An 18954-nucleotide genomic window follows, 5' to 3' on the forward strand; every position below is an offset into this window, starting at 1 on the left:
CATACGGGACGCGGGGACCCTGCTGCTAGCGGCCGTCGTAGCCGGCCGTGGGCATCGACAGCCGCCGGTGCACGCGGGCCTTGGCCTGGGCGTCGTACGACGGTTCCGCGCGGCCCACCGTCTCGATCCGCACCCCGCGTCGCGCGCACTCGTCGGTGAACTCCTCCACGGAGGACAGCGCGCTCTCCAGGACCCGGCGGCTGGGGGCGACGAACAGGTCGAGGCCGGGGCGGACGCCGTCCCACAGGGCGCTGTGGTCGGGGCGCAGCCCGCGCACCAGGAGTTCGCGGGCGATCACATAGCCGTGGTCGGCGGCCCACCGGGCGCACATGGCGTGCTGGCTGCGCGAGTCGACCAGGAAGGGGTCCTCGTCCAGCTCCTCCAGCGGTGTCAGGCTGGCGATCGCCGTGACCCTGACCCGCGAGGGCATACCGGAGGCACCGCGTACCTGTCCCATGGCGTCCCCCTCACCTCCGGGTTTCGCCGCCGACCCTACTCCTGCCCGTAGGCTTCGGGGGAGTCGCGCGAAGGAGGCAAAGAAGGTGCCGGTGGAGATCACCTGGTGGGGTCACGCCACCTGCACGATCGAGGACTCGGACATACGTGTCCTCACCGACCCCCTGTTCGCCCGCCGGCTCGCGCATCTCCGACGCCGCCGGGGCGCGGTGCCGCCGCCCGAGGCCCGGCGCGCGGACCTGGCGCTCGTCTCCCATCTGCACGCCGACCACCTGCACCTTCCCTCGCTCGGCACTCTCGCCCCGGGCACGCGCCTGCTCGTGCCCCGGGGCGCACTCCGCGCGGTGCCGGGGTTGCGCCGGCTCCGGCACCTGCGGATCGACGAGGTGTCCCCCGGCGACCAGACGATGGTCGGTGACCTGGTCGTACGGGCCGTGCCCGCGCGGCACGACGGGCGGCGGCTGCCGGTCGGACCGCACCGCTCCCCCGCGCTGGGCTACGTCGTCGAGGGCGAGGCACGCACCTACTTCGCCGGGGACACCGGGCTCTTCGACGACATGGCCAAGGAGGTCGGGCCGGTCGACGTGGCGCTGCTGCCGGTCGGCGGCTGGGGGCCCTATCTCGGCGAGGAGCACCTGGACGCGGGACGCGCGGCCAAGGCGCTGGCCCGGCTCGCGCCGCGCAGCGCGGTGCCGGTGCACTACGGCACGTACTGGCCGATCGGGATGGACGCGGTGCGCCCGCACGAATTCCACACGCCCGGCGACGAGTTCGTGCGCATCGCGGCCCAACTGACGCCCTCGGTGGCGGTGCACCGGCTCGGGCACGGCGAGAGCGTACATCCGGAGGTCGCCCGGTGAGCTGGATCGCGGACGCGCTGTCCGCGACGGCGACGACCTCGCCCGAATCGACTCAACAGGCCATCGGCTACCCGTCGTTGTTCCTGCTGGTGCTGTTCGGGGCGCTGGTGCCGGTGATTCCGACGGGGGCGCTGGTGAGTTCGGCGGCCGTGGTCGCGTTTCACCAGACGGCGCCGTTCGCGCTGGCGCTGGTGTTCGTGACGGCGTCGCTGGCCGCGTTCCTCGGGGACATCGCGCTGTACTGGCTGGGGCGGCGCGGGATGGGGTCGAAGAACGGCTCGCGCTGGCTGGAGGCGATCCGCGCGCGGGCTCCGGAGGACCGGCTGGAGCAGGCCCAGAAGAAGCTGGCCGACCACGGGGTGACGGTGCTGGTGCTGTCCCGGATGGTGCCGGCCGGCCGTATCCCGGTGATGCTGGCCTGTCTGCTGGCCGAGTGGCCGATCCGCCGGTTCGCCCGCGGCAACGCGCCGGCCTGTCTGGCCTGGGCGGTGACGTACCAGCTGATCGGCATCCTCGGCGGTTCGCTGTTCCCCGAGCCGTGGGAGGGCGTGGTGGCGGCGGTCGCGCTGACCGTGGTGATCAGCGCGGCGCCGACCGTGTGGCGCAGGGTGAGGAAGACAACTCCCGCCTGAACTCCCGCCTAGGCAAGCACTCTTGAACCTCCCACCGGTAGGTCCCACAGGTCCTGCCTCGCCAGGCCCGCTTGCTCCCAGGCCGTCCGCACCCGCGTGAGTGGTTCAAGGACCGGCTCCGCCGACAGGACGAACGTGCCCCAGTGCATGGGGGCCATTCGCCGCGCGCCCAAGTCCTGGGCGGCCCGCACCGCTTCCTCCGGGTCGCAGTGGACGTCGCTGAGCCACCAGCGCGGGTCGTAGGCGCCGATGGGGAGCAGGGCGAGGTCGATACCGGGGTAGCGGGCGCCGATGCGGGAGAACCAGTGGCCGTATCCCGTGTCGCCCGCGAAGTAGACGCGCTGTCCGTCCGGTGCCGTCATCACCCAGCCGCCCCACAGGGAGTGGCAGGTGTCGGTGAGGCTGCGCTTGGACCAGTGGTGCGCGGGTACGAAGTCGAGCCGTACGCCGTCGAGTTGGGCCGCCTCCCACCAGTCCAGTTCGGTGACGCGGGTGAATCTGCGGCGCCGGAACCAGCCGCCGAGGCCGGCCGGCGCGAACACCGGGGTGTGGCGCGGGAGTCGGCGCAGGGTGGGGGCGTCGAGGTGGTCGTAGTGGTTGTGGCTGATGACGACGGCGTCGATCGGCGGGAGTGCCTCCCAGGCGACGCCCACGGGGGTGATCCGGGCCGGGGTGCCGAGGATGCGGCGGGACCAGACCGGGTCGGTGAGGATCGTCAGCCCGCCGATGCGCACCACCCAACTGGCGTGCCCCGCCCAGGTGACGGCGACGGTCAGGGAGTCGACCCGGGGCAACGGCTCGGGGGCGAACGGGAGTCGGGGGATGTCGGCGAGCCCCTCGGGGCGGGGCCGTACGGAGCCCTCGCGGGCGAAGCGGGCGATCGCCTTGAGGCCGGGCAGCGGGGCGGTGAGCCGGTCGTGGAAGGTCCGGGGCCATACGCGCCGCTCGCCGAGGGGGCGGGGCTCGGCGAGCGGCGGGGACGAGGGGGTGAAGGGGGACAGGGACGCCGTGCGGCCGGCGTCCGGGGTCGTCGTACTCGTCGTGGTCGACTCGGACTGCTGCGTCATCGAGGAGGCTCCCATCGCTGAGCGTCGTCGCGGAGATCGTCGAAGATCGACCTCAAGGACATCAACGCGCGTTGCACGTGTGGCAGTTCCAACGGCACGGGTGACATGAGGCATTCCGCGCGTTCCTCGTCGGTTCGGCCCAGCAGCGGTCCGGTGGACAGCCGTACCCGCAGCGCGCCCAGGTCGTCGCCGAAGCGGTGGCCGCCCGGCGCGGGCATGCCGAGCCGGGCGGTGAGGAACTCCTCCAGGTCCTGCGCGTCGCCCACCCTCTGCGGGGTGAGCGCGTGGCGCAACGGCCCGAGATCGACGTACAGATGACGTCCCGCCTGCGGCGGCCGGGCGAACGCGCCCGCCCCGGTGACGGCCGCGTGCGCGGCGGCGGCCACGCGCGCGTGCAGGCCTACGGCTCTGTCGCGGCGGGCGACGACGGGCGGGGGTTCGCCGAGGGCGTGGCCGGCCGCGGCGGCGACGGGTGCGGCGACACGGGCGCCGAGCGCGGTGAGGACGTCGAGCACGCGCGCGTGGAGCGCGTTCCCGGCGCGGCCGGCGGGGAAGCGGGCCACTGCGGCGGGCCAGCCGGAGGGGAGGAGCGCGCCGGCGAGGTCGGTGACGACGGTGACCCGGTCGGGCAGCATCTCGGCGGGACTGAGCAGCACGGTGCGCCGGGGCGCGTGCAGGGTGTCGCGCCAGGTCTCGTCGCTGACCAGGTGCAGGCCCTCGCCCGCGGCGGCCTCGACGGTCTCGTGCATGACCTCGGGCGGCGCCACGGTGGCGGTGGGGTCGTCGGCGACCGACAGCACCAGCAGCCGCGGGTCACCGCCCTCGTCCCGGACCCTGCGCACGGTCTCCAGCAGGGCGTACGGGTCGGGCACCCCGCCGCACTCGGCCGGAGTGCCCACATGGAACACGGGTCTGCCCAGCAGCCGGGCGTACGGCGCCCACCAGGCGGCGCAGGGTCTGGGCACCAGGACGTCACCGCCGAGCGCGGCGGTCAGCGCGACCAGCAGCGCGGGGGCGCCCGGGGCGGCGGCCACGCGGGCGGGGCCGCCGGGCAGGCCCCGGCGTTCGAAGTAGCCGCTCGCGGCGTCGAGCAGTGCGGGGGCGCCGCCGACCGGCTGTTCCTCGGTGCGGCTCGCGGCGGCGGCGAGGACGGCGGCCAGTTCCGGCAGTACGGGCAGTCCGTCGTCGGGGAGCACCGGCCCGTAACGGACGGGTCCCTGGCCTATCGCGTCCGCCTGCCGCATGGTGCCTCCGCGCAGTCCCTGGTGCAGTGCCGTGCCGTGTCCTGGTCGTGCCCTCAGTGTCCCGGAGTCCGCCTGCGCAGCCGGTACACGGCACCGCCGAACGCGCCCGCGATCAGCACACCGCCGGCGACCAGCGCCGGCACGGAGTCGGTGAAGGTACCGCCTTCCCCGGCCCGCACCCCGCGCTCGATCACGGCGGCACCGGCACAGGAATCACCCCGGGGTTCCTGACACGGCCGCTGCCCGCCCCCGCCCCCACTCCCGCGTTCCACGCTGAAGGTCGCACTCCACGGCCTGCCCTGACCGCCGGGCGGCGCCGGACAGGTCCCGTCGACGGTCCACGCGGCGTCCCGCCCGACCTGCTCGTCCTGCTCGTCCTCGGAGATCCGCGCGGTTCCGCGATACGCGGCTCCGGCCGCCCGGTCGTCGTTTCCGGGCACCCGCCGTAGTTGGACGGAGCCGTCGTCGAAGGCCTGGGAGGTGGCGTCCAGGGTCTCGGGCGCGGTCCCCCCGATGGCCTCGCAGGAGACGGACACGGTCACGCTCCCGCCGGCCTGGGCGGTACTCGGACTGACCTCCGCGGCGGAATCGACGGCCACAGCCGGGGCGGCGGCACCCCCGACGACGCCGACCAGGGCGACGACGGACAGAGCAAGGGCGGTGCGACGCATGAGCGGGTCTCCTTAGACCGAGGACGGCGGCAACACCATCGAAGCCCGGTCAGGAGAGAGGCGCGCGCGGCGAGGCCCGAGCGAGTGAACACCGGCCGTGTTCCTTTAGGGGCGCGGGGCTGTGTCTATTTGCGGCTCCGCCGCGTGGGCGCGCCCAGCCCTCACCGGCCCGCACTCGACGTGCAACCCCTATGCGACGTCCTCAAGAACTTGCTCCCGAATCCGCCGGCAACACCGACTGATCAACCGGGACACATGCATCTGCGAAATCCCGAACTCCTCCGCGATCCGACTCTGCGTCATGTCCCCGAAGAACCGCAGATACAGAATCTCCCGCTCCCGCTCGGGCAGCGCAGCCAACCGCGGCTTCACAGCCTCCCGGTCCACCACGACGTCCAACGCCGGATCAGCAGACCCGAGTACGTCACCCAACGCCCACCCGTCCGCACCGCCGGAGGCCTCCGCGTCCAACGACAACGCGCTGAAACTCTCCAGCGCCTCCAGCCCGGCCCGCACCTCCTCCTCGGAGAGGCACGCGTGCGCGGCGAGCTCCGCCACGGTCGGCCGCCGCCCCGGCACCGTCTGCGCCAGCTCCTGCCCGGCGACCCGCACCCGGTTGCGCAGATCCTGCACCCGGCGCGGCACGTGCAGCGTCCACATGTGGTCGCGGAAGTGCCGTTTGATCTCGCCGGTGATGGTCGGCACGGCGTAGCTCTCGAACGCGTTGCCGCGCCCGGGGTCGTACCGGTCGACGGCCTTGACCAGGCCGAGGGCGGCGACCTGTCGTAAGTCCTCGGTGCTCTCGCCCCGGTTGCGGAACCGTCCGGCGAGCCGGTCGGCCATGGGCAGCCAGGCCTCCACGATGCGTTCGCGGACGGTGTCGTGCTGCGGGCCGGGCGGCAGCGTGACCAGGGCGCGGAACGCCTCCGCGGTGTCGGGGGTGTCGGGGTGGGAACGTCGCTTCGTGTTCGTGCGGGTGGATCGAGTGGACGTGGTGCTGGGCATGGTGCGTCACAACTCCCTTGAGCATGCTCCGGGTTGGACGGTCACCGGTGGGAACGCGTTTGCGATCCAGCGCTGAAGGTTCGCCTGCCCCCGACCTCGGGGGGCAAACACGCGTCACTCCCGCTCGCGTGCTCCCTGACGGGTGCGGCCTGGGGCCACGAGGCGGCGCGGATGGCGGCGCAGGTACTCGCCCTCCAGCCGGGCCATGCGGTCGTTGTGGGCGCGCAGCGCGTCGTTCGAGCCGTACAGCAGGGTGTCGTGGCGCGTGCGGTGGATGGTCTCCAGCTCCTTCATGAGCTGGGAGTCGTCCAGGCGCGCAGGGTCGACTCCGGTCATGGTGTGCCCCGCTCGTCGAGTCTCACGGTCCTGAGACCACTCTACGAACATTCGGGCCTCGCGGCCTCCGCACTGCACGGACCTACCGCGCGCGCTCCACCCGCCGCTCGTCCCACACGGGCTCGGTGCTCTCGCGGACCCTGCCGTCGCTGCCGAAGACCAGGTAGCGGTCGAAGGAGCGCGCGAACCAGCGGTCGTGCGTGACGGAGAGCACAGTCCCGTCGAACGCCTCAAGGCCCTCCTGGAGGGCTTCCGCGGACTCCAGGTCGAGGTTGTCTGTGGGCTCGTCGAGGAGCAGGGCGGTGACGCCCTGGAGTTCCAGCAGCAGGATCTGGAAGCGGGCCTGCTGGCCGCCGGAGAGGCGGTCGAAGCTCTGCTCGGCCTGGCCGGTCAGCTCGTAGCGGCGCAGCCGGGACATGGCGGGTCCCTGGGCCTGGGCGTGCTCCTTCCACAGAATGTCGAGGAGGGTGCGGCCCTGGAGTTCGGGATGCGCGTGGGTCTGCGCGAAGTGCCCTGCCACGACACGCGCGCCGAGCTTCCACTCCCCCGTGTGCTTGACGTCGTCGCCGGCGAGGAGGCGCAGGAAGTGCGACTTGCCCGAGCCGTTCGAGCCGAGGACGGCGACGCGTTCGCCGTAGAAGACCTCCAGGTCGAAGGGCTTCATCAGGCCGGTGAGTTCAAGTCCCTTGCAGGTGACGGCCCTTACGCCGGTCCGGCCGCCCTTGATGCGCATGGTGATGTCCTGCTCGCGGGGCGGCTCGGGGGGCGGGCCCGCCTCCTCGAACTTGCGCAGGCGGGTCTGGGCGGCCTGGTAGCGGGAGGCCAACTCGTGGGAGATGGAGGCGGCCTGACGGAGGTTCAGGACGAGCTTCTTCAGCTGGGCGTGCTTCTCGTCCCAGCGGCGGCGCAACTCCTCGAAGCGGGCGAAGCGTTCGCGCCGGGCCTCGTGGTAGGTGGCGAAGCCGGCGCCGTGCACCCAGGCGTCGGCGCCGGTCGGCGAGGGCTCGACGGAGACGATCTTCTCGGCGGCGCGGGCGAGGAGTTCGCGGTCGTGCGAGACGAAGAGGATCGTCTTGCGGGTCTCCTTGAGCCGCTCCTCCAGCCAGCGCTTGCCGGGCACGTCGAGGTAGTTGTCGGGCTCGTCGAGGAGCAGCACCTCGTCGCTCCCGCGCAGCAGCGCCTCCAGCACGAGCCGCTTCTGCTCACCGCCGGAGAGGGTGCTGACCTGCCGGAACTGCGCCTTGTCGTACGGCACGCCGAGCGCGGCCATGGTGCACATGTCCCAGAGGGTCTCGAACTCGTAGCCGTGCACCTCGGCCCAGTCGGACAGGGCCTGGGCGTAAGCGAGTTGGGCCGCCTCGTCGTCGACGGTCATGATGCCGTGCTCGGCCTTGTCGACCTCCGCCGCGACCGCGCGGATGCGGGGCGGGGCGACCGACACGAGCAGGTCCCGTACGGTGCTCTCGTCGCGTACGGAGCCCACGAACTGGCGCATCACGCCCAGGCCGCCACTCACGGTGACCGTGCCGCCGTGCGGTTTCAGCTCGCCGGAGATCAGCCGGAGCAGGGTCGTCTTGCCGGCGCCGTTGGGTCCGACGAGGGCGACCACGGCGCCTTCGCCGACCCGGAAGGACACATCGCCGAGGAGCGGCCTCCCGTCGGGGAGGTAGTACTCGAGGTGTGCGGCTTCCAGATGTCCCATGACCACGCATTCTGTGGGGCGGCCTCGCGGCCGGGCAAACCCTTATTGTGCCCGCCAGGGCCTCGCTACGGCTTCTGGTCCTCGTCGAGCGGCTGTCCGGTCGGGCCCGCGTCCGTGTCCGGTCCGGCCGTCTCCACCGCCGCGCCCGCCCAGGACAGCACCTTCCAGCCGTCGGCCGGGAAGCCCTCCAGGACGACGATGCCGGTGTTGTCGAGGGGACGGGCGGCGGCGAAGGACACGTCGACGTTGTCGGCGCGGGCGGCCGTCCACATCCGGATCGCGGCGCCGTGGCTGACCACGGCGGCGGTGCGGGCGCCGCTGTCGGCGGCCTCGGCGACGACGCCGTCGTAGCGGGCGAGGGCCTCCACGCCGTTCTCGCCGCCGGGCATCCGCAACTCCGTGTCACCGGCGGCCCACGCGAACACGATCCGCATGTACTCGTGGCCGGGCTCCCGGTCGCCAGGGAGCATCTCCAGGTCACCGGCGGTCAGCTCGCGGATGCCGTCCCGGACGCGGACGTCGAGACCGCGGGCGGCGGCCAGCGGGGCCGCGGTGTGCTGGGTGCGGATCAGGGTGGAGGCGTAGAGGGCCTCGATGTCCTCGCCGGCCACGGCATCGGGGAGGGCCGCTGCCTGGCGGCGGCCGAGGTCGGTCAGCCCTGCGCCGGGGATCGCCGTATCGAGGAGGAAGTCCACGTTGGCCGTGGTCTGGCCGTGGCGGATGAGGAGCAGGCGCATGCGGGGGTTCCTCCGATGAAACGGTCCGCCGAGGGTCCGCCGGGCAACAAACGGCCATTTCAGGGTACCCGGCACCGCATGAGCCCCGACGTCGACCTCACGGTCCCCCTTCCCGGCCGCCACGCCCTGCGCGCATGGCTGCTCTCCCTGGACTCCCGTCTCTTCGAGGCGGCGGCCGAACGGAACTGGCCCGCCGGTGAGCCCGTGCTGCCCCGGCTGAGCCGGAGTGCCAATCACGGTGTGCTGTGGTTCGCGACGGCCGCCGCGGTGGCCGCGAGCCGTACTCCGCGCGCCCGCCGGGCCGCCGCCCGGGGCATCGCCTCGCTGAGCGTGGCCTCCCTCGCCATCAACACCCTGGGGAAGCGGACCGTGCGCCGCCCCCGGCCCGTCCTGGACCCGGTCCCGCTGGTGCGGCAGCTGAACCGGCAGCCGATCACCACGTCGTTCCCGTCCGGTCACGCGGCGTCGGCGGCGGCCTTCGCGACCGGTGTGGCGCTGGAGTCGCCGGCCTGGGGCGCGGTGGTGGCCCCGATCGCGTTCTCGGTCGCCGTGTCCCGTGTCTACACCGGTGTCCACTTCCCGAGCGACGTGCTCGCCGGGGCCGCGCTGGGCGCGTGCGCGGCGTTCGCGGTGCGCGGGATGGTGCCGACCCGCGGGCAGATCGTACCGCCGGCCCGGCCGCGCGCCGAGGTGCCGGCGCTGGAGGACGGCGCGGGTCTGGTCATGGTGGTCAACTCGGCGTCGGGCACCGCGGACAAGGCGGACGCGCTGAGCGACGTACTGCCCGGCGCGGAGATCGTGGCCTGCCAACCGGCCGACATACGGGCCGAGTTGGAGAAGGCGGCGGCCCGTGCCCGGGTCCTGGGGGTGTGCGGCGGCGACGGCACGGTGAACGCGGCGGCCGAGGTCGCCCTGCGCCACGGCCTGCCCCTCGCGGTCCTCCCCGGCGGCACCCTCAACCACTTCGCGTACGACCTCGGTGTGGAGGGCCCCCGGGCCCTGGGCCGGGCGATCAAGCAGGGCGACGCCGTCCGCGTGGACGTCGGCCGCTTCACCTCCGGTGCCACCCGGGGCATCTTCCTCAACACCCTGAGTCTGGGCGTCTATCCGGAGCTGGTGCGCGAGCGGGAGCGCTGGGCGCCCCGGATCGGCGGCTGGCCGGCGGGCGTGCTGGCGGCGCTGTGGGTGCTGCGCGCGGACCGGCATCCGCTGGAGGCCGAACTCGGCGGCCGTACCCGCCCGTTGTGGCTGTTGTTCGCCGGCAACGGCACCTACCACCGGATGGGCATCGCCTCGGGCCGCCGGGTCGACCTCGCGGACGGACGGCTCGACATCCGCGTAGTGCACGGCGGCCGCAGGCCCGCGCTGCGCCTCCTCGCGGCGGCCCTCGCCGGCCCGTTCACCCCCTCCCCCGCCCACGCGGCGGTCCAGGTCCACCGCCTGCGCCTGACCGGTCTCGCGCCCGGCACGCTCCTCGCCTACGACGGTGAAGTCACGGACGTGGGCGGCGAGTTGATGTTGGAGGAGCTGCCCGAGGGGCTGACGGTGTACCGGCCGCGACCGGAGTCCCTGATCACTCGTCAGTCCACATCGTAAAACGCAGGTCTCATCATTCGACATGCGCGCGTACCGTTCTGCCTACGCCGAAGAAGACGCGAAAGGGTAGGTAGAGCCATGCCGAAGCCACAGGAGACCGCTGTCTACACGCACGGGCACCACGAGTCCGCGCTGCGCTCGCACCGTCAGCGGACCGCCGTGAACTCCGCCGCCTACCTGCTCGGTTCGCTGAAGCCGCACATGAAGATCCTGGACATCGGCTGCGGCCCGGGTACCATCACCGCCGACCTGGCGGCGCTGGTTCCCGACGGCCATGTCACCGGTGTCGACCACGCCGCGGGCGTCCTGGAATCGGCCGAAAAGGTCGCCGCCGAACGTGGCCTGGCCAACGTCGACTTCGCGGTCGCCGATGTCCACGCGCTGGACTATCCGGACGACACGTTCTGTGTGGTCCACGCCCATCAGGTGCTCCAGCACGTGGGCGACCCGGTGCAGGCGCTGCGGGAGATGGTGCGGGTGACCAAGCCGGGCGGGTTCATCGCCGCCCGGGACGCGGACTACGCGGTGATGACCTGGTACCCGCAGGTACCGGGGCTGGACGACTGGCTGGAGCTGTACCGGCGGGTGGCCCGCGCCAACGGGGGCGAGCCGGACGCGGGGCGACGGCTGAAGTCGTGGGCGCTGCGGGCGGGGCTGACGGATGTCACGGCCACGTCGAGCACCTGGACGTTCCAGACTCCGGACGAGCGGGCCTGGTGGAGCGGTGTGTGGGCGGACCGCACCGTCCAGTCGTCGTACGCGCGGATCGCGACGGAGGGCGGACAGGCGACCGCCGGGCAGCTGACGGACATCGCCGACGCCTGGCGGGAGTGGGGGAAGCAGGACGACGGCTGGTTCGCCGTACTGCACGGGGAGATCCTCTGCCGCAAGGACGTCTGATCCACCGATTCGAGGGCACTCGGCGGTCAGGAGGTTACACACTATGGTTCCGATCCTGATCGTCCTTCTGCTGGCGCTGATCCTGTTCGGTGCCGGCTTCGCAGTGAAGATCCTCTGGTGGGTCGCGTTGATCGTGCTCGCCGTGTGGCTGCTCGGCTTCCTGGTGCGTGGCACCTCGGCCGGCGGCGGCAGGGGACGCTGGTACCGCTGGTAGCTGGTACCGCTGGTAGCGGGCCGTCCCCAGAACCACGCAGACGTCGAGCCCGTGTCACGCCGAGAGATCGGCGTGACACGGGCTCCTGGCGTTCGGCCGGCGTTCAGCGCACGACGGCCGTCTCCACCAGCAGCCGCCCGGCCGCCGCGATCGACTCCGCGTCGATGCCGGCGGCGTGCAGCTGCTCGGCGGGGCTCGCCGAGCCGGGCATGGTGCGTACGGCGAGACGCACCAGGCGCGGCACCGGCCGGCCGTCGAGGAAGGCGTCGAGGACCGCGTCGCCGAGGCCGCCCTCGGGGTGGTGGTCCTCGACGGTGAGCAGACAGCCGGTGTCCTCGGCGGCCTGGCGCAGGGTCTCCCGGTCGACGGGCTTGACCGAGTACAGGTCGATCACCCGCACCTGGATGTCCTCGCGGTCAAGGGCGTCGGCGGCGGCCAGCGCCTCATGCACGGTCACGCCCGCCGCCACGACCGTCAGGAGGTCCCGGCTGGAGAATCGCAGCACCTTGCTGCCGCCGACCGGGAACTCCTCGTCCGAGCCGTACACGACCGGGCCGGCGCCGCGCGAGGTCCGCAGATAGCGGACGCCGTCGAGGCCGGCCATGGCGGCGACGAGGCGGGCGGTCTGGTTGGCGTCGCACGGGTACAGCACGGTCGAACCGTGCACCGCGCGCATCATCGCCAGGTCCTCCAACCCCATCTGCGAGGGCCCGTCCTGCCCGATGGACACACCCGCGTGCGAGCCGACCAGGTTGATCCCCGAGCCGCTGACCGCCGCCATCCGCACGAAGTCGTACGCGCGCGTGAGGAACGCCGCGAACGTGGAGGCGTACGGCACCCAGCCGCGCGCCGCGAGCCCGACGGCCGTACCGACCAGTTGCTGCTCGGCGATGTAGCACTCGAAGTAGCGGTCGGGGTGCTCCTTGGCGAAGAACTCGGTGCGCGTGGAGTCCCCGACCTCGCCGTCGAGGGCGACGACGTCCCCGCGGGCGGCGCCGAGCGCTGCGAGGGCCTGGCCGAAGGCGTCGCGGGTGGGGACCTCGTCGCCGCGGTCGTAGCGCGGGAGTGCCAGGCGGTCGGCGCGTACGGAGTGCAGCGCGCGGGCGGCGACGGGTTCCCGCACCTGGACGCGGAGGTCGCGTGGGCCGCCGAGTTCGGTGATCGCCGCGTCCGCGTCGGGCAGCGGTTTGCCGTGCAGGCCCTCGCGGTCCTCGACGGACGCGACGCCCTTGCCCTTGAGGGTGCGGGCGAGGATCACGGTCGGCTGCCCCCGGGTGGACGTGGCCTCGCCGTACGCGCGGTCGATCGCGTCCACGTCGTGTCCGTCGATCTCCGCCGTGTGCCAGCCGAAGGCCCGGAACCGGCGGGCGTACGCGTCCAGGTCGTGGCCGTGGCGGGTCGGGCCGCGCTGCCCGAGCCGGTTGACGTCGACTGTCAGGGTCAGATTGTCGAGGTGTTCGTACGCCGCGTGCTCGGCGGCCTCCCACACCGAGCCCTCGGCCAGCTCGCTGTCCCCGCACAGCACCCACACGCGGTACCCGGTGCGCTCCAGCCGCTTGCCGGACAGGGCGATGCCGACGCCGACCGGCAGTCCCTGGCCGAGCGAGCCGGTGGCGGTCTCGACCCACGGGAGCCGCTGCGGGGTGGGATGCCCTTCGAGGCGGCTGCCGAGGGTACGGAAGGTCAGCAGTTCGGCGTCGTCGATGGCGCCCACGACCTTGTAGGCGGCGTAGAGGAGGGGTGAGGCGTGTCCCTTGGAGAGGACGAAGCGGTCGTTGCCGGGGTGGGCGGGGCGGTCGAAGTCGTAGTGGAGGTGGTGGGCGAGCAGCACGGCCATGAGGTCCGCGGCAGACATGGAGGACGTGGGGTGTCCGGAGCCCGCCGCGTCGGCGGCCCGCACACTGTCAACACGCAGTTGCTGTCCGAGTTCGACGAGTTCACCGGTGTTCATGATGCTCCTTCCAGGGGGTGATCGTGCGAGGTGTTCCGCGTCCCCCCGATCAAGCAGCCCAAACACCCGCCGAACGGTCACCGGGATCGTCCGAAAGGATCACCACGGCCCGGCCGTCCCAACTAGGCTCGTCCGTATGGACATTCTGGGAGCCACGCTGCGTATCTGCGTCGACGACCTGGAGACCGCCGTCCCCTTCTACGAACGCCTCACGGGCGCCTCGGCGCTCCGTTTCGAGCGCGGCGGGGTGTCGGTGGCCGCGGTCGGCTTCTTCCTGCTGATGAGCGGGCCCGAGGCGGAGTTGGAGGTGTTGCGCAAGGTCGCGGCGACGATCGCCGTCAAGGACGTCGACGAGGCGCACACGCTCCTCACCGAACTCGGTGCCCGGGTCGTCGCGGGCCCGCTGGCGACACCGGTGGGCCGCAACCTGATCGCGGTGCATCCGGACGGGACGGTCTACGAGTACGTGGACCGGCGGGGCTGACGGCCGACCGCCGGTCCACGCCTCACCTCACCTCACCTCGCTTCAAGGCGTTTCCGGCCGCATCCGGAAGTCGTAGCGCGTGGGCAGTGGTTCGTCGGTGAGGCGGGCCCAGAGCCGGCCGATCGCCTCGGCGCCCTCGCGCAGGTCGGCGACCTCGAAGCCGTCGGCGAAGACCGCCCACGCGTCGTCGCGCCGCCCTTCCGCGAGCAGCAACTCGCCCTGGAGCAGCAGGAATCGGCCGCGTTCGCGGGTGGTGGGATGAAGCATCTCCCAGACGGCGCGGGCGTCCGCCACCCGCCGCACCCGCAGCAGCGCCTCGACGGCCTCGCGGCCGAGCGCGGCCGTGGCGGCGGTCCAGCTCTCGCCGGCGTCGCGCCGCTCGTGGCACAGGTCGGCGAAGGCCTCGGTGTAGCGGTCGGCGGCCCGCTCGTGGTTGCCCGCCTCCTGGTCCGCCACGGCGAGACAGCGCAGCAACGGCCAGAGGGACGGGGCGAGTTCGAGGGCCCGCTCCCAGCTGCGCACCGCCTGCGCCCGATCTCCGGCGTGCCATTGGGCGACGCCGAGGTGGTACTCGGTGAGCGGGGTGGCGGGCGCCGTCTCCAGCATGTCCCGCCAGTGCGGGGCGACGAGAGTCTCGCCGGGCGGCCGGACCCGGCGCGGCTCGGGCAGCGCACCGCTGCGCAGCAGCGCCGCCCAGGGCGCCTGGGCCTCGCCGAGCGTGGACTCGTCGAAGGGGGTGCCGGGCAACTTCCAGTCGGTGCGCAGGACTTCGAGGGCGCCCCAGCCGGAGCCGGTGGCGAGGATCTCGCCGGGTTCGGTGTCGGCGTACGGCTTCCAGGCGGCGTAGGCGGCGTCCAGGTCGGCGCGGGGCAGGGCGGTTTCGAGCCGGGCCTCGGCACCGTCCACCACGGCGGGCCACTCCCCTTCGGCCTCGGCGTCGAGCGGACCGTAGGCCTCCAGCCAGGACACCTCGCTCTCCGGGTCGAGCCGTATGTGCTCCAACTGGGTGCGGGCCAGGCCCGCTTGGATCTCGCAGTAGCCGCCCGTGCCGGGTTCGGTGAGCCATTCCTGCCAGCGGCGGCCACCGCCGCCCGTGCCCCACACGAACAGCTTGCGGCCCCGCAGCGCGTCGGTGGACGTCTGCACCAGCCCGTGCCCGTCCGCGTCGAGCGCGGCGATCCAGCGGCGCCGCACGTCCGGGATCTCGTAGAAGCAGTCGGCGGCGTGAGGGCTGTTGAGGGGGTAGGTCCGGTCCACTCCGTCGTACGACGGCACCGGCACCCGGCGCAGTCGCCTGTCGTATCCGAAGTGCCAGGCCTCCGACGCGGGTGCGAGGACGCGGCGTTGCTCCGGTACCGCGATGTTGGACCACCAGTAGGTGGGCGCGGGTTTCTCGTGCGGGTTGCGGACGCGGACGCCGACGTGGAGGAAGTCGGAGCCGTCCGGGAGCCACAGGTCGACCTGGAACGGGAGGTCGCGGAGGCGTTCCCACTCCCACAGGCGGAGCATCTCGCCGCCGTCGGGAGCGGGGACGCGGGCGGCGTGCAGGGGTGCGCAGGAGAGGGTGGTGTGGCCGGTGGCGCCGATGTTCCATTCGATGCCGCCGGAGAACCAGGCGCCGTTGAGGGCGAAGTTGGCGGGCTGCAACACCGGGTTGCGGTACAGGAGTTCACGGTCGGCGGGCTTGTGGACGAGGGAGGCGATGCGGCCGCCGAGGGCGGGGAGCACGGTGGCGCGCAGCCGGTCGTTCTCGATCACGAGGGCGTCGAGTTCGCGGGGCGCACGGTCTCTGTCGTAGCCGTCGCGGACGCGGGTGGGGAGCAGGCTGCGCAGGGGTTCGTAGCCGATCTGGCGGGCCATGTCCCGGGGCAGGTCCTCGCGGTCCCGGTCGTCTGTCCGGTGTGCCTCGTCGAGCGGACGCAGTGGGGGCAGCGGGTTGTCCGGACCCAACTCCGCGGTGGGCAGGGTCAGTACCTCACGTCGGATCGTCGTCACGATCACCATGGAACCCGGCAACCGGTGCGGTGGCCAGGGGCGCCGCCGGTCAGGATTCCGCAAAGGCGGGGCGCCGGGAAATTCCGCGTGTGGTGCGGTCACGTCGACGTAGAGTCGGGCGATCGACGGCACGGACCCAGGAGTGGAACGGCGGATGGGCGAGCAGCACACGTACCGGGTGATCGTCCGGGGCACGTGGGACGCGCTGACGGACGAGGCGCGGCAGCGGCTGCTGGGCGAGGCGTCGGAGCACGGGATGCTCAGCATGCGGTTCACCGAGGACGGCTCGCTCAGTTACGAACCGTCGCCGCTCAAGCACTTCTCGTGGCGTACGCCCTTAAGGCAGTGGGGGAGGCTTCCGGGATCTGAGGTCGACGGTCACGGACCTGGACACGATGAAGGTCAACCGGAAGTCCGCATCTCGGCGGTGATCGCCCAGCGCTCGTGGTCGCGCCAGGCGCCGTCGATGTAGATCATCTTCGGCGAGAAGCCTTCGAGCCGGAATCCGCAGCTGCGGGCGAGACCGATCGACCCGGCGTTGCCGGGCTGCGCGTTGATCTCCAGCCGGTGCAGCCGCATCGGCCCGAAGGCGTGCCCCACCACGAGGTTCATCCCCTCGCGCATCAGCCCGCGCCCGGCCGCGTGCGCGAAGGCGCCGTAACCCAGCGCACCGCACTGGAAGCCGCCCTGCACGATGTTGTTGATGTTGATGAACCCGGCGATGCCCCCGCCGTCGAGCTCGCACACGAGAAACCCGGCCTTGGTCGGATCCTGGATCAGCCGTCCCGCATAGGCGCTGTACGCGTCCCCGCTCGCCGGCGGGAACAGCCACGGCTGGTGCAGATCCTTGCTCTCCCGGGCCCGCGCGGTGAACTCGGCGGCGTCCTCATAGGTGAAGTGACGTATCCCCACGCGGGGGCCCTGGGCGAGATAAGGGGAAGCTGAATGCGGCATCCCGTCACCCTAGTCAGGGTCGGCGGCGGCGTCGCATGAAATAGGCCCCGCAGAGGGCGCCGATGATCGCCGTGGCCAGCAGTGCCATCCACAGCGGCATGGTGACCTCGGGGATCAGCAGGCGGATCCTGGTGTCGCGGGTGTTCTCGAAGATGAAGACGAGGGCCAGGACGGCGAGCAGCAGAACAGTGATCCGGGCGGGTGTCAGCAGGCGTTCCCGCTGGCCCGTCCGCCCGCCGCTCTCGGTGGTCTTCGGGCTCATGTCTCCAGGGTGAGCCCGAATCGGCCATCACGCACGGTGAGACTCAGTCCGCGACGACCGTCAGCTCCAGCACCCCGGTGTCCCTCGGCGAGCTGAGGACGGTGACCGGCTTGATCCCCCGGTTCCCGGTGTACGCGTCGTCGCTCGCCGCGATCACGAACCGCAGCCGGTGGCCCTTCGCGAACCGGTGCACGATCCCCGGCAGGGTGACCGTGAAGCTCTTCGTGACGTCCGGGACCCGGACCGGGGCGACCAGCCGGTGGACCAGGGTCCCGGTGCCGTCGGGGGCGAGGTCGTAGAGCTTGGCGAAGAGGACGAGGTTGTCGGCGGCGTCGCCGGAGTTCTGGACGCGCCGCGCGGCCGGCGAGACGACCTTGAGGGTCGCCCTCGGGGCGCCCACGACGTCCGTCGTGCGGGTCAGGGGTGCGCCGGTCCAGCCGAGGCAGGTACCACGGGTGTCGTACGGTGCCGGGTCCGGCAGGCCGGTCATGCCGCTCAGCGAGTTCTCCGAATGGCTCGTGGGGACGGGCCGGTTGACGTAGTCGCGGCCGCCGCGCGCCACCTCCGCCCGGTCGTCCACCAGCTTGCCGTCGCCGGAGAGGTACAACTTCTCGTCCAGAGCGGGGAGTTGGTCGGCCGTGGCGTAGGCGTGGGCCTGGTCCGTGATCCAGTCTCGGTAGTAGGCGAAGGCCGGTCCGGTGTCCACGTTCTTCCGCCCGCGCAGATAGCGGTCGAACCAGGCCGCGATCCGCCGCCCGACATAGCTCGACCCCAAGTCGCCCTGGCCGAGGTCGAGTTCACCGGCGGCCGCCCCGCCACTGTGCCCCCACGACTGCCAGATCATCTTCGCCGTGGTCCCCTGCGCTTTCAGGGTCTTGTACGTCGCCGTCGCCTCGTTGAGGTTGAACAGGCTGTCGGCCTGCCCCTGGACGAGGAGCGTCGGCGCCTTGACCCGGTTGAGATACGACACCGGCGAGACGCTGTGGGCGTACCCGAGCACGTCCGCGGTCACCTTCGCCGGATAGCTCCCGGAGTTCAGCGTGCGGATCAGCGCGCAGGCCTTGCTGACGAAGTGCACGCAGGCGAGGGAGTTGATCCGGGTCGGGTCGAGGCCCGGTACGGTCAGGGGCTGGGTCTCGCCGATGAGGTAGAAGCCGTTGGTCCACTGCCACTTGAAGACTCCGGGCACGCTCCCGCCGCCCACCGCGTTCTCGGGGTCGAGGGAGTACGCCAGGTCGTGCCAGGTGACCATGGGGACGAGCGCGTCCACCCGGTGGTCCACGGCGGCCGTCGCCAACTGGACGGCACCGCCGTACGATCCGCCGATCATCCCGACCCGGGGGTCCCCCTTCGCGTCGAGTGTCACGAAGTCCGCCCTGGTCCCGTCGTCCGCGGCGCGCGTGCCCGCGAGGAAGTCGACCAGTCCCGACGCGGCCGCTGCGTCGATGTCCGGGTCGTCGAGCGAGATGAGGCACCCCGACTTCCCGAAGCCCAGTCCGGAGTAGACGAGTCCGACGTAGCCGCGTCGCGCGAAGGTCCTGCCGATGGCGTCCGTGGACCCGTCGGACTTGCTGCCGCCGAAGCCGTTGGTCGCCAGTACGGCGGGCGCGGGGTGGGCGCGGTCCACGCCCGCGGGCCGGTACAGGTCGGCGTCGACCGCGCAGTCCCGGCCGCCCGCGCGGACGGTGAACTTCAGTGCGGTGACGGTGTATTGGTCCGTCGCGGCGGCACGGCCGGCGAGCGCGAGGGGTGCGGTGAGGGTGAGCGGTGCGGTGAGCGCGAGAGCCAGCGCGGCGCGGATTCCGGGCACACGACGGGACAAAGGGGACCTCCACACTGAGGACAACCCGACGGAGAACAAAGGGAGTCGGCTGGCAGCGGTAGGACA

General features: G+C 72.4%; 19 protein-coding genes and 1 pseudogene. 7 read left to right on the forward strand and 13 right to left on the reverse strand.

Going from position 1 to position 18954, the window contains the following annotated elements; translation table 11 throughout:
• Nucleotides 1-25: 25 nt before the first annotated feature.
• Complete coding sequence (locus tag OH768_RS10435) at nucleotides 26-457, reverse strand: hypothetical protein (RefSeq protein WP_262056661.1); 432 nt, start codon at nucleotides 455-457, stop codon at nucleotides 26-28.
• An 85-nt stretch (nucleotides 458-542) separates the two neighbouring features.
• Between OH768_RS10435 and OH768_RS10440 the strand changes: the two genes are divergently transcribed.
• The gene (locus tag OH768_RS10440; protein WP_406452323.1) at nucleotides 543-1316 is read left to right on the forward strand and encodes an MBL fold metallo-hydrolase; all 774 of its coding nucleotides are present in this window, start codon (nucleotides 543-545) and stop codon (nucleotides 1314-1316) included.
• Entirely contained in the window at nucleotides 1313-1948 is a 636-nt protein-coding gene (locus OH768_RS10445; protein ID WP_359609569.1) for a VTT domain-containing protein, read from the forward strand. Before OH768_RS10440 ends, OH768_RS10445 begins: the two co-directional genes overlap by 4 nt.
• 8 nt (nucleotides 1949-1956) lie before the next feature.
• Here the strand turns inward: OH768_RS10445 and OH768_RS10450 are convergent, their stop codons facing one another.
• The 7 genes from OH768_RS10450 to OH768_RS10480 all read right to left on the reverse strand — a co-directional run bounded on the left by OH768_RS10450 (nucleotide 1957) and on the right by OH768_RS10480 (nucleotide 8710).
• Nucleotides 1957-3015, reverse strand: a complete 1059-nt coding sequence (locus OH768_RS10450; RefSeq protein WP_406452326.1) for an MBL fold metallo-hydrolase — start codon at nucleotides 3013-3015, stop codon at nucleotides 1957-1959.
• A complete protein-coding gene (locus OH768_RS10455; RefSeq protein ID WP_406452328.1) occupies nucleotides 3012-4259 on the reverse strand; it encodes an aminotransferase class I/II-fold pyridoxal phosphate-dependent enzyme in 1248 nt (415 codons plus the stop codon). Before OH768_RS10455 ends, OH768_RS10450 begins: the two co-directional genes overlap by 4 nt.
• Nucleotides 4260-4312: 53 nt before the next feature.
• A complete protein-coding gene (locus OH768_RS10460; RefSeq protein ID WP_406452330.1) occupies nucleotides 4313-4930 on the reverse strand; it encodes a hypothetical protein in 618 nt (205 codons plus the stop codon).
• Nucleotides 4931-5119: 189 nt separating this feature from the next.
• Complete coding sequence (locus tag OH768_RS10465) at nucleotides 5120-5935, reverse strand: RNA polymerase sigma factor SigF (RefSeq protein WP_406452332.1); 816 nt, start codon at nucleotides 5933-5935, stop codon at nucleotides 5120-5122.
• Between the two features lie 114 nt (nucleotides 5936-6049).
• Complete coding sequence (locus OH768_RS10470) at nucleotides 6050-6322, reverse strand: DUF6158 family protein (RefSeq protein ID WP_406452334.1); 273 nt, start codon at nucleotides 6320-6322, stop codon at nucleotides 6050-6052.
• Nucleotides 6323-6353: 31 nt separating this feature from the next.
• Nucleotides 6354-7973: an ABC-F family ATP-binding cassette domain-containing protein gene (locus OH768_RS10475; protein ID WP_406452336.1), complete on the reverse strand. Its 1620-nt coding sequence runs from the start codon at nucleotides 7971-7973 to the stop codon at nucleotides 6354-6356.
• Between the two features lie 65 nt (nucleotides 7974-8038).
• Nucleotides 8039-8710 carry a histidine phosphatase family protein gene (locus OH768_RS10480; protein ID WP_406452338.1) on the reverse strand — a complete coding sequence of 224 codons (672 nt, stop codon included), beginning with the start codon at nucleotides 8708-8710 and terminating at the stop codon, nucleotides 8039-8041.
• A gap of 78 nt (nucleotides 8711-8788) precedes the next feature.
• On the opposite strand from OH768_RS10480, the gene OH768_RS10485 reads away from it, so the two are divergent.
• The 3 genes from OH768_RS10485 (at nucleotide 8789) to OH768_RS10495 (ending at nucleotide 11420) form a co-directional block, all read left to right on the forward strand.
• On the forward strand, nucleotides 8789-10306 hold the full coding sequence (locus tag OH768_RS10485; RefSeq protein ID WP_406452340.1) for a bifunctional phosphatase PAP2/diacylglycerol kinase family protein: 1518 nt from the start codon (nucleotides 8789-8791) through the stop codon (nucleotides 10304-10306).
• Nucleotides 10307-10384: 78 nt separating this feature from the next.
• The gene (locus OH768_RS10490) at nucleotides 10385-11206 is read left to right on the forward strand and encodes a class I SAM-dependent methyltransferase (protein WP_406452342.1); all 822 of its coding nucleotides are present in this window, start codon (nucleotides 10385-10387) and stop codon (nucleotides 11204-11206) included.
• A gap of 43 nt (nucleotides 11207-11249) precedes the next feature.
• Nucleotides 11250-11420: a hydrophobic protein gene (locus OH768_RS10495; RefSeq protein WP_352177549.1), complete on the forward strand. Its 171-nt coding sequence runs from the start codon at nucleotides 11250-11252 to the stop codon at nucleotides 11418-11420.
• A 103-nt stretch (nucleotides 11421-11523) separates the two neighbouring features.
• Here OH768_RS10495 and OH768_RS10500 read toward each other — a convergent pair whose 3' ends face one another.
• Nucleotides 11524-13371 carry a transketolase gene (locus OH768_RS10500; protein ID WP_406452344.1) on the reverse strand — a complete coding sequence of 616 codons (1848 nt, stop codon included), beginning with the start codon at nucleotides 13369-13371 and terminating at the stop codon, nucleotides 11524-11526.
• A gap of 136 nt (nucleotides 13372-13507) precedes the next feature.
• Here OH768_RS10500 and OH768_RS10505 point away from each other — a divergent pair, with 136 nt between their 5' ends.
• Nucleotides 13508-13855 carry a VOC family protein gene (locus tag OH768_RS10505; protein ID WP_406452346.1) on the forward strand — a complete coding sequence of 116 codons (348 nt, stop codon included), beginning with the start codon at nucleotides 13508-13510 and terminating at the stop codon, nucleotides 13853-13855.
• A gap of 42 nt (nucleotides 13856-13897) precedes the next feature.
• On the opposite strand, the gene OH768_RS10510 is transcribed toward OH768_RS10505, so the two are convergent.
• The gene (locus OH768_RS10510; protein ID WP_406452348.1) at nucleotides 13898-15859 is read right to left on the reverse strand and encodes a DUF5107 domain-containing protein; all 1962 of its coding nucleotides are present in this window, start codon (nucleotides 15857-15859) and stop codon (nucleotides 13898-13900) included.
• Nucleotides 15860-16004: 145 nt separating this feature from the next.
• On the opposite strand from OH768_RS10510, the pseudogene OH768_RS10515 reads away from it, so the two are divergent.
• Nucleotides 16005-16281: pseudogene (locus OH768_RS10515) on the forward strand (DUF6204 family protein).
• Here the strand turns inward: OH768_RS10515 and OH768_RS10520 are convergent.
• Genes OH768_RS10520 through OH768_RS10530 form a run of 3 tightly spaced genes read right to left on the reverse strand, consistent with a single transcriptional unit; the run spans nucleotide 16253 to nucleotide 18888 of the window.
• A complete protein-coding gene (locus OH768_RS10520) occupies nucleotides 16253-16804 on the reverse strand; it encodes a GNAT family N-acetyltransferase (RefSeq protein ID WP_406452350.1) in 552 nt (183 codons plus the stop codon). The pseudogene OH768_RS10515 and the gene OH768_RS10520 overlap by 29 nt on opposite strands.
• Before the next feature lie 13 nt (nucleotides 16805-16817).
• Nucleotides 16818-17066, reverse strand: coding sequence for a LapA family protein (locus OH768_RS10525; RefSeq protein WP_359609549.1), 249 nt, complete (start codon nucleotides 17064-17066; stop codon nucleotides 16818-16820).
• A 43-nt stretch (nucleotides 17067-17109) separates the two neighbouring features.
• On the reverse strand, nucleotides 17110-18888 hold the full coding sequence (locus tag OH768_RS10530; protein WP_406452353.1) for a CocE/NonD family hydrolase: 1779 nt from the start codon (nucleotides 18886-18888) through the stop codon (nucleotides 17110-17112).
• Nucleotides 18889-18954: the final 66 nt, after the last annotated feature.

The organism is Streptomyces sp. NBC_01622 (assembly GCF_045209635.1).
Classification (GTDB): Bacteria; Actinomycetota; Actinomycetes; order Streptomycetales; family Streptomycetaceae; genus Streptomyces.

Coding starts and splice junctions, on each gene's coding strand:
- OH768_RS10455 (WP_406452328.1), bottom strand. CDS start 4,259: ATGCGGCAGGCGGACGCGATAGGCCAGGGACCCGTCCGTTACGGGCCG.
- OH768_RS10475 (WP_406452336.1), bottom strand. CDS start 7,973: ATGGGACATCTGGAAGCCGCACACCTCGAGTACTACCTCCCCGACGGG.
- OH768_RS10450 (WP_406452326.1), bottom strand. CDS start 3,015: ATGACGCAGCAGTCCGAGTCGACCACGACGAGTACGACGACCCCGGAC.
- OH768_RS10520 (WP_406452350.1), bottom strand. CDS start 16,804: ATGCCGCATTCAGCTTCCCCTTATCTCGCCCAGGGCCCCCGCGTGGGG.
- OH768_RS10485 (WP_406452340.1), top strand. CDS start 8,789: ATGAGCCCCGACGTCGACCTCACGGTCCCCCTTCCCGGCCGCCACGCC.
- OH768_RS10525 (WP_359609549.1), bottom strand. CDS start 17,066: ATGAGCCCGAAGACCACCGAGAGCGGCGGGCGGACGGGCCAGCGGGAA.
- OH768_RS10470 (WP_406452334.1), bottom strand. CDS start 6,322: ATGTTCGTAGAGTGGTCTCAGGACCGTGAGACTCGACGAGCGGGGCAC.
- OH768_RS10460 (WP_406452330.1), bottom strand. CDS start 4,930: ATGCGTCGCACCGCCCTTGCTCTGTCCGTCGTCGCCCTGGTCGGCGTC.
- OH768_RS10465 (WP_406452332.1), bottom strand. CDS start 5,935: ATGCCCAGCACCACGTCCACTCGATCCACCCGCACGAACACGAAGCGA.
- OH768_RS10480 (WP_406452338.1), bottom strand. CDS start 8,710: ATGCGCCTGCTCCTCATCCGCCACGGCCAGACCACGGCCAACGTGGAC.
- OH768_RS10505 (WP_406452346.1), top strand. CDS start 13,508: ATGGACATTCTGGGAGCCACGCTGCGTATCTGCGTCGACGACCTGGAG.
- OH768_RS10510 (WP_406452348.1), bottom strand. CDS start 15,859: ATGGTGATCGTGACGACGATCCGACGTGAGGTACTGACCCTGCCCACC.
- OH768_RS10435 (WP_262056661.1), bottom strand. CDS start 457: ATGGGACAGGTACGCGGTGCCTCCGGTATGCCCTCGCGGGTCAGGGTC.
- OH768_RS10495 (WP_352177549.1), top strand. CDS start 11,250: ATGGTTCCGATCCTGATCGTCCTTCTGCTGGCGCTGATCCTGTTCGGT.
- OH768_RS10490 (WP_406452342.1), top strand. CDS start 10,385: ATGCCGAAGCCACAGGAGACCGCTGTCTACACGCACGGGCACCACGAG.
- OH768_RS10500 (WP_406452344.1), bottom strand. CDS start 13,371: ATGAACACCGGTGAACTCGTCGAACTCGGACAGCAACTGCGTGTTGAC.